Origin of the sequence: Microbacterium luteum (genome assembly GCF_015277875.1) — a bacterium.
Lineage (GTDB): Bacteria > Actinomycetota > Actinomycetes > Actinomycetales > Microbacteriaceae > Microbacterium > Microbacterium luteum.
The window spans coordinates 147,634-158,961 of the sequence record NZ_CP063814.1; the positions used below are offsets into that span (position 1 = coordinate 147,634).

Annotated in this window: 9 protein-coding genes; 3 read left to right on the forward strand and 6 right to left on the reverse strand. The window is 65.1% G+C overall.

What is annotated here, in order from left to right; translation table 11 throughout:
- Positions 1-49 precede the first annotated feature (49 nt).
- Together IM777_RS00750 and IM777_RS00755 are read left to right on the forward strand one after the other, a co-directional pair.
- Positions 50-382 carry a hypothetical protein gene (locus tag IM777_RS00750; protein WP_194384241.1) on the forward strand — a complete coding sequence of 111 codons (333 nt, stop codon included), beginning with the start codon at positions 50-52 and terminating at the stop codon, positions 380-382.
- Positions 379-999, forward strand: a complete 621-nt coding sequence (locus IM777_RS00755) for a hypothetical protein (RefSeq protein WP_194384242.1) — start codon at positions 379-381, stop codon at positions 997-999. The genes IM777_RS00750 and IM777_RS00755 overlap by 4 nt, the downstream gene beginning before the upstream one ends.
- Here the strand turns inward: IM777_RS00755 and IM777_RS00760 are convergent.
- The 3 genes from IM777_RS00760 to IM777_RS00770 all read right to left on the reverse strand — a co-directional run bounded on the left by IM777_RS00760 (position 961) and on the right by IM777_RS00770 (position 4,395).
- On the reverse strand, positions 961-2,052 hold the full coding sequence (locus IM777_RS00760; RefSeq protein ID WP_194384243.1) for a hypothetical protein: 1,092 nt from the start codon (positions 2,050-2,052) through the stop codon (positions 961-963). The two genes, IM777_RS00755 and IM777_RS00760, sit on opposite strands and share 39 nt — an antisense overlap.
- On the reverse strand, positions 2,049-3,140 hold the full coding sequence (locus tag IM777_RS00765) for an XRE family transcriptional regulator (protein ID WP_194384244.1): 1,092 nt from the start codon (positions 3,138-3,140) through the stop codon (positions 2,049-2,051). The genes IM777_RS00760 and IM777_RS00765 overlap by 4 nt, the downstream gene beginning before the upstream one ends.
- Positions 3,141-3,396: 256 nt before the next feature.
- Positions 3,397-4,395 carry a hypothetical protein gene (locus IM777_RS00770; protein WP_194384245.1) on the reverse strand — a complete coding sequence of 333 codons (999 nt, stop codon included), beginning with the start codon at positions 4,393-4,395 and terminating at the stop codon, positions 3,397-3,399.
- 158 nt (positions 4,396-4,553) lie between these two features.
- Between IM777_RS00770 and IM777_RS00775 the strand changes: the two genes are divergently transcribed.
- Complete coding sequence (locus tag IM777_RS00775) at positions 4,554-6,392, forward strand: DUF262 domain-containing protein (RefSeq protein WP_228480882.1); 1,839 nt, start codon at positions 4,554-4,556, stop codon at positions 6,390-6,392.
- A gap of 10 nt (positions 6,393-6,402) precedes the next feature.
- Here IM777_RS00775 and IM777_RS00780 read toward each other — a convergent pair whose 3' ends face one another.
- Genes IM777_RS00780 through IM777_RS00790 form a run of 3 tightly spaced genes read right to left on the reverse strand, consistent with a single transcriptional unit; the run spans position 6,403 to position 11,297 of the window.
- Complete coding sequence (locus tag IM777_RS00780) at positions 6,403-8,967, reverse strand: DEAD/DEAH box helicase (RefSeq protein ID WP_194384247.1); 2,565 nt, start codon at positions 8,965-8,967, stop codon at positions 6,403-6,405.
- 3 nt (positions 8,968-8,970) lie between these two features.
- Complete coding sequence (locus tag IM777_RS00785; protein WP_194384248.1) at positions 8,971-10,974, reverse strand: site-specific DNA-methyltransferase; 2,004 nt, start codon at positions 10,972-10,974, stop codon at positions 8,971-8,973.
- 41 nt (positions 10,975-11,015) lie between these two features.
- Positions 11,016-11,297, reverse strand: a complete 282-nt coding sequence (locus IM777_RS00790) for a helix-turn-helix domain-containing protein (protein ID WP_194384249.1) — start codon at positions 11,295-11,297, stop codon at positions 11,016-11,018.
- Positions 11,298-11,328 lie beyond the last annotated feature (31 nt).

Sequence of the window (11,328 nt, forward strand, 5' to 3'; positions counted from 1 at the left end):
CGATTCGGCGCCTGTGGACGTCGGGCGGCTCCCGTCTTAAAGTTAAGGCGTGAGTGGGCCGTTGGTGCATGGGCCGCGGATGATCGGTGCGCGGCGGCAGTTGTCGATCCCGCGACGGGTGCTGGTGTCGGTGGGTATCGATGTGCCGGGGCGGGTCCGGTTCGAGGTGGCCGAGGGGGTGGTGTGCGTGCGTCGCGCGGAGGAGGGTGAGGAGGGGGCTCAGATGGTGTCGAAGGTCGGCCAGCTTGTGACGCCGCCGTGGGTGATGCAGACTCTCGGGGTTGGTGTGGGCGGCGCGATTTACGCTCGGCCGCGGAATGACGCAGTTGTGGAAGTCCTAGCCGGGTCTCGTCTGCAACGTGAGCTGGAGGGGGCGGCATGAGCAACTCGAACGTGCTGCAGGCCCCTCGCCCGAACGCCGCCGATCGCGCGTGGGGTGAGCCAGGGATGCGGGATGCCGCGGCTGCTCACACGACGACGACACTGTTGCCGGGCGCGGCGGTGCTGCCGGTGACGACGTTCCTGGACGCGAAGGTGTATCCGGTGGTGGTCTGGGACCGGCGCGCGCTGTCAGCGCGGCTGAGCAGAATGGATGGCCCGGCGGTGGCGACGGATGCCGTGCGCGACCTGCTGGATGCGGGATGCCCGACCGTGCTGCGGGTCGCGGCGATGATCGGGGTGGGTGCGCCGACCCCGACGAGAAGGGCGTTGCGGCCGCTGCGGTCGCTGGCGAGGACGATGGGGATGTTCCCTGCGTTCCCGCGCCGCTCCCCGCTGGTCGCGGAGGAGTTCGACGCGCAGGGGACGGCGCTGGTGGTCTGCGACGGGACGAGCATCGAGGTGCAGGTCGGCGGCGATGCGGGCGTGCGTGCGGGCTCGGCGTTGAGCCCGTTGTGGCGTCGGGTGTATGAGGAGCGGTTGTTCGAGTGGGCGATCCGGTCGGATGCGCTGCCGTGCGCGTTACCGGCCGTCGAGGGCCTTCACCCAGGAGTCGAGTGAGCGGGCCGGTGCCCAGCGGACGTCTTCCATCTCGACCTGGATCTCGGAGTGCAGGGTCTGGGCGTTCATCGCCTTCTCTCGGAACGACCTGAGGTTCTCCTCGCGGGTTCCGGAGAGCAGGTTCGACGCGAATGTGGCGATTGAGCCGATGCTGTGCTCGGGTGCAGTGTGCTCGGTGACGTGGTCGAAGACCGCGCCGCCTTCGCAGATGTTGCAGTCGCACCAGAAGTAATCGGCGGGGACCTGCGCGGCGACCAGCGGGAGCCGCTCGAGCAGGTGGTAGGACATGAGCCGCGGGACCAGTACGGAGGTTCCGGGGCTACGGCCGCCGCCCTTGGAGGGCCAGATGTGGCGGAGGGTGCTACTGGTGCCGACCGCGCCGAACAGGGCGCCGGCGGCGACCGCGGCGACGGCGGAGAGGTCGGTGCGCAGGAGCGCGATGCTGACCCGTGAGCCGAGCACGTGCAGCAGGCCGCGGACGGTGTCGACGCCGCCGAACGGGTCGGTGCTGTGGCCGAGGGCGAGGGCGACGGGGACCCCGGCGCGGTCGATCGAGGTGCGCAGCTGGTCTGCGGAGTTCTTCAGGATGAGGGACTCGATGGGCAGCATCGTCATCACGGTCCCGGAGGCCTGGCTCGCGATGTCGGCGCCGCGGCCGAGCGCGACGTCGATCTGGGCGATGTTCTCGAGGCTGATGTACCCGGTGTCGGTGAGCGCGACCGGCGCGCCGTGGTCGAGCTGCCAGGTGACCCATTCGAGGCTGAGCGGTGCGTCACCGGTGGCGCGGTTCTTGCCGGAGTAGCGGTTCGCGTCGAACAGGATCCGCGATTCGGGACCGGCGATGGAGCGGTGAGTGGTGAGCAGCCTGTCGGCGGCGGCGGTCTTGTTGCCGCCGGCGACGGTGTAGAGGGCGGTGATGCCGGCGTTGCGGCTGAACGCGGCGACGCGGTCGACTTTGGACTGGGGGGCGTGGATGAGGATGGCGCTGTCGATGCCCGTCCCGGCGGGAGCCAGGGCGCGATGGTGACCGGAGGGCGGGACGAGATCGGTCATGTTGCGGCTCCCAACGTGATCGGAACGAGGTTCTCGGGTTCCGGGTTCTCCCCGAGGTAGTGACGGCGGAAGCCTTCTTCGGTCATGCCTGCCAGTCGTGCGATGTCGGCGACGCTTTGGTGGCGGATGTTCTTGTGGGCGTTGATGATCTGGGTGAGGGTGGACGGGGTCTCGAAGGCGACGTCGCCGGGTTCGCTGTTGCGCCAGCCCATCTGGCCGAGGCGCATGTTGAACTCGCGGTATTGCCGGTCGGTGATGATCTCCAGGTCGTAGGCGCGTCGGATCAGCGCGCCGATCGACATGCCCCACTTCTCCTTGAGGGTCAGCAGCCGTCGGAACTCTCCGGTGCGAAGCCCTGCCAGGTCAGGGCGGATGCTGTCGGCGGGCGCGAGCAGCTCGCCGGCAAACTTGTTGGACTGGTCCTCCTGCTCCGGGCCGGGGATGTCGTGCATCAGCAGATGTCCGAGCTCGTGCGCGACGGTGAAACGGAGCCGGTCGGGGGCGAGGCCCTTGGTGACCAGCATCATCGGGAACCGGGACCGGTCGCCGGGCCAGGTGGAGACGGCGTCTTGCCCCGGAGTAGAGAGCGGTCGTTCGATCACGATGATGCCCGCGGACTCGACCACGCCGACGAGGTTGCGGATCGGCCCGTCGCCGAGATCCCAACGCTCCCGGAGGCGGCGAGCGACCTCACGGGGATCGCCGTCCAGGTCGATCGGGTCACGGACCAAGGTGCGCTGCGGCTGCGGCGCGATCCCCGTGAGCAGGCCCTCCATCGTGAGCCGGGTCAGGTGGGTGAGCGCTTCGATGCGCCGCATGGTGCGGACCGTCATCGTGCTCGCGCGGCGACGGTGGTGCAGGCAGCTAATCGCCAGGCCCGGGACGGTGGGCTGCTCCTCGAGGATCTCTGGCGGGCAGTCCAGCGCCTTCACGAGCGCATCCCGGCGATCCGGGGTGAGTTCCAGCGCCCCGGTTTCCAGCCGGGAGACGACAGCCTGCGACACCCCTGCCTCACGTGCCAGCTCGGTCTGGTTCCAGCCCTTCGCCTCACGCAGCAGCGTGATCATCGAGATCGCCGCATCCGCCATAGCTCACCTCCGTCCACCAGGCTAGCATAAGAAGTGCATTGTTTGCCGGGCACTACTGCCGCTTGGTTTGACAGGGTCCTCTCAGGTGCAGGTTCTGGTGCGGTGGGGTTCCACGATGTTCGAGACGAGTTGTTGGCGATGCCCATGCTGAGGCGTTCCTCCGACATCATCGCGAGATCTGACTGCGCGATGGAGGCAGGTGCCTCCGGCTCATCCCGGAGGTGCTCAAGCAGGTCGCGGGGCTCTTGATGTCCGCCTAGTAGCTGTCCTTCTCCCAGAAGATGTACTCCTGGTCGTCATCGGTGAGGCCCCATTCGATGCCGATCGACCGCAGCCAGGCGTTCATCAGTCGACAGAGATCGGCCAGCACGGCGCCGAGCTCGTCGGTGGTCATGGGTTCGTCGACCGGCCGGAGCCGGTGGAAGGTCAGGCTCCAGGCGTCCCAGCTGTCTTCGACGTAATCGGTCCAGCCCGCAGGCAGCGGGTCGGGACGGCGGGGCTTGCCGCTCTCGTCGAGGCCGAGTTCGGGGGCGAGGTAAGCCAGGACGCGGACCAGGCCGTTCGCGGCGTTGAGGGTCCGGTAGGCGGCCTCGCCGATATCGGCGCGCCAGGTGCGTTTGGCCTCGTTGAGCTCTGAGCGCAGGTGCGCGATCGCGTCGGTGAGGTGGTCGACGTGGTGCAGCGGCGACGGCGCGTGGACGGCGGTGTATTGCTCGATGCGGTTGTCGTCGACGTGCGCGGCGAGCGGCTTGCGGCAGGCCGCGTCGCTCTTGCTCAGGCCCCCGACGTCCCCGTAGGCGTCCGCGTCCTCGCCACGCAGCCGCAGCGCGGCATGCCCAGCCTCGTGCCGGCTCAGGTGCGCGGCCGCGGCGATCACGTGGGCGATGAGCGCCTCGACGGACTCGACGTCTTCCCGGGTGGCGAACAGGACGTTCGCGGAGACCACGATGTCGAATGTGCCGTCCTCGTGCGGGAGCGTGATCGCCCCGGCATGCCCGGCGCCACGGTCCGTGGTGTAAGGGTTGTCGTCGGCGCGGTCGGTGACCCGATTCACCGTCGCAATCATGTCGCCGGTGAGTGTCAACCGCCAGAGCGACGTGTCCGGGAGCAGCTCGACGATCCCGGTCACCAGGGTCTGCAGCAGACCCTGCTGCTCGATCATGAACGACAGCGCGCCGGCCAGCTCTGGGTCTTCGTAGTCCTCGGAGAATCCGTCGAGCGAGATGCTGATTGGTGAAACGGGCGTGTCGGTCATCACCGTCACCATAGACGCCGCGGCTGACATCACTTCCTCGTCGTGAGGGGCGTGCCAGGAACAAGGAACCCAATTGGTCGGGGTGTCGCCCTCGCCAGCTTGGTCGCGGGACCGTCCGCCCGCATCGATAGTGTTTCCGCGTGGGCCACAAAGAACCAATGACGATCGCTACCGCGCTGAAGCTGATCCAGAAGAACGAGTTGATCCTCCCCGCGATCCAGCGTGAGTACGTGTGGAAGCCGTCGCAGGTCATCAAGATCTTCGACTCGGTTCTGCGCGGATACCCGGTCGGCAGCTTCCTGTCCTGGAAGGTCGCGCCGGAAACGGTAGGCGCATTCAAGTTCTACGGGTTCTTGAAGGACTACAGCGGCTACGACAAGAAGCACAACCCGGTGGTCGACATCCCGACCGACCGCGAGGTGATCGCTGTTCTCGACGGTCAGCAGAGGCTCACGTCGCTGAACATCGGACTGCGGGGCACCTACGCCTACCGCAATCCGCGCGCATGGGCGAACAAGGCGTGGTCATACCCCGAGCGACGGCTTTACCTGAACCTGCTTGGCGAGGCGCCCGAGAACGAGGCTGGCCTCAAGTACCACCTTGCGTTCCTCACGAAGGAGCAGATCACGCAAGCCGCTGAGGACGACACGAAGAAGTGGTTCCCCGTGAGCGACATCTTCGACGCCAGCGAGGCTTACCAGATGGCACAGATCCCCGTGAAGTACGGCGTCGGCAACGAGGCCAAGGCTGTGGAGATGATCAGCCTCCTCTGGCAGGAGGCCCACCACAACCAGAGCCTGCATTTCTACGAGGAGACCGACCAGGACATCGAGCGCGTTCTCGACATCTTCGTCCGTGTGAACTCGGGAGGCACCGTTCTCTCCTACAGCGATCTGCTCATGTCGATCGCAACTGCCCAATGGAAGGAGAAGGATGCTCGCGCGGCCGTCCACGACCTGGTGGATGCGCTGAACACCACCGGCCAGGGGTTCGACTTCTCACAGGACACGGTGCTGAAGTCTGGGCTCGTGCTGGCCGATGTCGGAGATGTCGGCTTCAAGGTGAAGAACTTCACGACCGCGAACATGGCTCGCCTTGAGTCGAGATGGGACGACATCAGCACCTCGCTGCGCATCGCGGCCGAGCTGCTCGCGGACTTCGGCTTGTCGGGCGGCACGTTGACGGCCGATAGCGTGCTCATCCCGGTCGCGTACTACGTGCATCGCCGAGGGCTCACGCCGTCATACCGCGTCTCCGACAAGAAGGATGACCGCGAGGATCGCGCCGCGTTGCGCTCGTGGGTGCTGCGTTCGCTGATTGTCCGCGGCGTGTGGGGATCAGGCCTTGACACGCTCTTGCGCGATCTCCGCGAAGTGCTGCGGAGCGACGGCGCGGAGGCATTCCCACTGGCCACAATCGAGCAAGTGATGGCGCGACGGGGAAAGTCGCTCGAAGTGACCGACGCCCTCATCGAAGACATTCTCGGGCTCGCCTACGGCGGTGGACGCACCTGGGCAGTGTTGGCAACTCTCTTCGATCACGTCGACACGCGAATGCAGTATCACGTCGATCACGTGTTCCCGCAGGCGCAACTTGATGCCCGTGCGCTGAAGACGGCGAAGTCTTCCGAAGGCGTTCGCCGCTACAGCGATGAGTTCGTGGAGGAGCTTGTCGGCAGACGAGACCTGCTGCCGAACTTGGAACTGCTGCCGGGCCCAGAGAACATCGGCAAGTCCGACACGGCGCCGGACTCCTGGGTGGTCGAGCACTACCCCGGAGCCGATGAGCACGCAGCATTCGTGAAGGCCAATGCTCTGCCGAGCGTTCTGCCGCACGACGCCGACAGCTTCCTAGACTTCTACGACGCGCGACGCGATCTGCTCATTGCGCGAATCAAGGACAAGCTGCAGACGCAGGTTCGCGCGGCGCCGACGTTCGAGTCGCGGCGCTCGACTGACATCGACGCAGAGCTTGGAGAGGGTGACCTCGACGATTGAGGGGCTGCGTTCAGTACGCGATCCCGTGCGACCGGAAGATGGCCTCAACGCTCTCGCCGGCATCGAGGGCAGCGCGGACGGTGCTGCGCGTCGCGGCGTCATGAACGGATAGCAGGAGCGTCTTCCCCTCGATCTGCGTGATAGGCCAAATCGCGCGGTACTCGGCAGCGTGGTCATCGGCATAGTCGAGATAACCCCGCAGCTTGTCGGCCGAGTCCCCGAAGTGAATGCCGTGCGGATCGATGATCGTCGGTTGGATGCCGCCACCGACCTCGTGGAACGTCACGAAATCGGGGAAGAGTCGGGCCCAGGACCCCGTTCCGCTGTCACGGTAGGGGATGCAGAGCGCACGGTCGCCGCCAGTCGGGTTGCGATACCAAGCCACGAGGGTGGGTTCCTCGAGTTCGGCTGTGAGCACCTTCCGCTCGAGCCCATCGGTCGCAGAGGGCTTCTTCCAGTAGCGCCCGTCGCCGTCCTGATAGAGGTGCTTCGGCCAACGGTTCACCTCATCGTCACGGATGTTGGCGCGGAGTTGCGTGTCTGACGAGTCGGGCTCCATCCGGATCGAGATCGCATCCTCGATCGTTCCATCGATGATGATGCCGGGGCGCCGTGCCGGCTCCTTCGCTTCCGCCTGGATCCGTGCATAACGTGACCGATCAGCCTCAGGCAGAAGGGAGATCGCCTTCGCATGCTGCTTGAACCAATCAGCAACGAGCGATGCCGCCGCGGTCTCGACATTGTCCACGACGTGTTCGGTGAGCGCGAGAGCTGCGACCGTGATCTTCGCTTCGATCGGGTCCTCGTCGGGATCCTTATCGACGAGGTAGGCCCAATACGCCTCGGCCGTGCCGTCCTTGAGCGCGCGGCTCGCGCGCTTGAAGACATCGTCGATGTTCTTGGCGTCGAGGCGGGTGCCGGTCACGAGTCGCTCGCCGTCGATGACCGACCCATCGATCGACGTCAGCAGCTCGAACACCGACGCGCTTGACACCGCCTCTCGCTTTGACTCCAGTTCGTCGGATGCGTCGAGCTTCCCTCGTTCATCGTCGAGCTTGCCATTGAGGAATGCTCGAGCGTGGGCGGCAGCATTCGGCCGGACCCCATCGTTCTCGAGAAGTGTCGCCAGCGCATGGAGGCGCCGCACATCCGGTGCGGATGACTGAGAGGGAACCACATAGGTCGGCAGCTCGGCGAGCACCTTCAACGCCGCCTCCATCCCGCTGGGCGCGTGATAGTCGAGGGTCAGGCGCACGACCTCTGCGGTCGCGCCCGCCTCCCCTCCGGCGAACTGGCCAACGACCTGCATGACCGTCTTTCGGTCGAACCGCGGGAGGTACGCTTGGACACGGTTCAGCGACTCATCTGACGCGATCCGCCTGGCGAGCGGCTGACGAACGATCCGGCCGATCAACTGGGCGATAGGCGTGTAGTCGACCGACGCGCGAAGCGAGACGAGCACCTCCGCGCGAGGACAGTCCCAACCGGTCGTGATCGCATTCTTCGCCAGCACGACGCGCACGTGAGTTGCATCCTGGATGTCCTGCGGCGGCATGTAGCGCACCGCCCGATGCGGTCCGAGGTCGATTGGGGCACGTTCGGCGAAGGTGTGCACGATGTTCGACGCGACGAGCCCGGGCCACTCCTGGGTGATGGCATCGATCACTGCTCGCACGAGTTCGAGGAACTCGCCATCGTCGGAACGCTGATCGGGGAGCTGGACGACGAGCGCCGGCTTCACCGCGGCTTCCCCCTGCTGCTCTGCGTAGGACGCCCAACGTTGCTCGAACTCGAGTGTTTTCTGCACCGCCAGACGAACGAATGTCGTGTCCGCGGTGACCTCTCCCTGCACGGCTGCCGGCGCGAGCACGATTCGGTCCTTGACGAGCCCGGAGTCGCGCACTTTCTCGATCGGGACGATGTAGTTCTTCCGGAACCGGTTTTGCTGCTCAAGTGCCTTGTTCAGCCTCTGTGCAGTGGCCGAGATCCCGACGAACACGGGGATCGGGACCTCGCCGTTGATGATCTTGTTCACGACGGTCGGAGAGCCGCCCGGCTTCTCCGTCACTCCGTAATGCGCCTCATCGACGACCACCAGGAAGCGGCTCCCGCGCAATCGCACGGTGTTGGCGATGGTCTCCCAGATCGTGTGTCGCTGATTGTCGGACCGTTTCGTGATGCGCGCAGACGCCGAGGCGGCCTGTGTGTTGAGGAAGTAGATGGCGCCTGCCTCGAAGTACTCCTCGTCAAACGAGGCGCCCTGCCCGATAAGGCGAATGTCGCTGATCTTCTCGCTGGCCTCCTGCATTTTGCGCGCCGTCTGGGCGTTGAGGCTCGGATCGTTCGTCACCCACAGGATGGTGGTTCCCTCGATGGGATCCGTGAAGTCAGACCCGAAGATCAGCTGCTCAATGACCGACGTGGCGATCACAGTCTTCCCGGCTCCCGTTGCCGCCTCCAACACGACCGCGCCGAGCAACTCCGAGTCGTTGTCGTAGCGCGCTTGCGCCTTCTTGATCTCCGTGATGAGCGCCTCTGATGCGGTGCGCTGAAAGTCGAGGAGGTGGAACTTCACGCCTCAGCCCTTCCCATTGATCTCGAAGGAGCGCAAGTAGTCGGCATACAGCCTCGTCGTCTCGAGCCGCAGGTCGGGCGGCAGGTAGGCCACGGCTTCCTGAAACTCACTCTCCGAGTCCGTAACCACGAACACGTGCCGCAGGTCGCGATCATGCACCGCAATCAGTTCAGCGAACGCCCGCGCGTGGGCAGGTGCGAACAACACTCCGTAGACCGCACCGCTCGGGAGCGCCCAGAGCGCGTCTCCCCTTCGCCGCACAACCGGTCCGAACCCGCCAGCCTTCAGCCACAACAGCGGTGCTACCGCGTCGAACCGGCGCCCGAGCGCAACGAGGTTCTCGTCCTCGTACGTGAGCTTGAAGAACGCGACGTTCTCGTCGTGTCCGTCTGAGAAGACTGAGCCGTCGGCTCGGACGCCCGATACAACAGTCTCGATGCGAGGTCGGGTGACCTTGGCCGAGACGCCCTGCGCCTCCCACTCGGGGTCACCGGGGTGGTGGCCGCCTGCTCGCAGACCAGCGGTTGCCTTCGAGGAGAGTTCATTGTTCGTGACGACAATTGCCTGCCGCCGGCCGCCATCCTGCGCATTCAGACGCATGACGGCTTCTACGGTCGAACCCGTGCCGGCGAAGAAGTCGAGCACCACAGCCTCGGTCGATCGCTGGGTGGTGATGGAGATCCACCGCGCGAGAACGTCTACATCCTTCGGAAAGGGGAACTCCTTCGAGCCGAGCACGGAGCTCAAGTGCTGACTTGCTGAGCGCCGATCTTTGTAGAAGCTCGGCATCACGCTCCGCATCGACATATCGCGGAGCGGTGTTTTCAGTCGAGGGCGCACTCCGAACAAGACGCGGTTTGTGGCGATCATCTCGTCCATCAACTCGCGCTTGAAGCGCCACCCGTTCTCTGGGGGCTCGTAGACGACGCCCGTCGCAGGATCCGTGATCGAGTAGCGAAGGTTGGGCCTTGGCAAGCTGTTGCTCAAGTCACCAACCTTGATGGCGGTTCCGTCGCTGTCGACCTTGACGTTGTCGCCCAGCCCGGGATCGTACTTTGACTTGTTCCTGTTCCACCACGACGACAGCAGGCGCGACGCAGCTTCGGAGTCGTGCTCGGACTTCTCCCACGCTTCAGCAGCGGCGTCGAGAACGTCCTGTAGGCCGTCCTTTTCCACTTTCCAGCGCACGCCGGAATCGGTGAGAGCCGACATGTCGCGCGCGTATACGAGCATGTAGTCGATTCCGCCCGCGTGGAACCGTGAAAGTGACGACCCTCCTCCTTGCCACACGATGTTCCCGACGAAGTTCTGCTCGCCAAATACCTGATCGAGGAGCATCCGCAGCCGATGGTGCTCGTCGTCTCCGATCGCGACGATGATCACCCCGGTGTCCGTCAATAGACGCTTTGCGTGAATGAGTCGCCGCTCCATGAACGACAGCCATTTCGAGTGCCTGTACGCGTCAGTGCTCGCAACGAACCGGTCGTTGTAGATCCAGTCATCCGCGCCGGTGTTGTAGGGCGGGTCAATGTAGATCAGATCGACCTTGCTCTCGTGGGTGTAGAGCAGCGTCTCCAGCGCATAGTAGTTCTCGCCCTCGATCACGACGTGTGTCGGCTTGTCGCCGCCCCGACTGATCTCGCCGAGCGCTTCCAGGCCGGGGTAGATCGGCACGCTGAAGTCCTTGACAACGACGAGTTCGTCGTGTGGGTGCGTTGCGGGTTCGCTTCCTTCGATCGTCTGCTTCGCCGCGTCCACTGCAATGACCGACGCGGCACCGCCCCGGGCTGAGAGCACGACGTAGTTCTGCTTGTCGGCATCGGAGCGGAGTCGTACGACATCGCCGCGCCGCGGCCGGGTTCCGGGAACCTCAAGGTCCTCCGGAAGGTGGCGCTGAAAGACGAGGCCGAAATCCTTATGCTCGACTAGCTTGGCCACCTCTTCGGCGATCTGCGCCCGTAGGTGGGGATCGGGGATTCGCTCGATGAGGTTGTCGACGTGGGCCACGAGTTACACCGTACCGGCGCCACTGGTGTGAGCCTGGAGAGCTACCGCAGCGTCAGGTCAGGCGCGCGCTGCGGAAGGAGATCGTTCAGCTCCACGTCGAGCACCTGTGCGATCGCGAGTAGCGTCATCAAACGAGGATTGGCGGCCGAATCCGGCCGGGATTCGCCCTTCTCGAGCTTCTGGAATGTATACCTACTGAGATTGGCTTCGTAGGCGACCCGGTCTTGGCTGAATCCACGCGCCACGCGGTGTCGTTGAATGTTGGTCCCGATCTCGCGGACGTACGCACTCCAATCCGAGGTCGAGGACGGGGCGCTGCGCACCCTTTCAGGCTGACCGCGAGGCCTCCCCAAT

Coding starts and splice junctions, on each gene's coding strand:
- IM777_RS00755 (WP_194384242.1), top strand. CDS start 379: ATGAGCAACTCGAACGTGCTGCAGGCCCCTCGCCCGAACGCCGCCGAT.
- IM777_RS00760 (WP_194384243.1), bottom strand. CDS start 2,052: ATGACCGATCTCGTCCCGCCCTCCGGTCACCATCGCGCCCTGGCTCCC.
- IM777_RS00765 (WP_194384244.1), bottom strand. CDS start 3,140: ATGGCGGATGCGGCGATCTCGATGATCACGCTGCTGCGTGAGGCGAAG.
- IM777_RS00770 (WP_194384245.1), bottom strand. CDS start 4,395: ATGACCGACACGCCCGTTTCACCAATCAGCATCTCGCTCGACGGATTC.
- IM777_RS00775 (WP_228480882.1), top strand. CDS start 4,554: ATGACGATCGCTACCGCGCTGAAGCTGATCCAGAAGAACGAGTTGATC.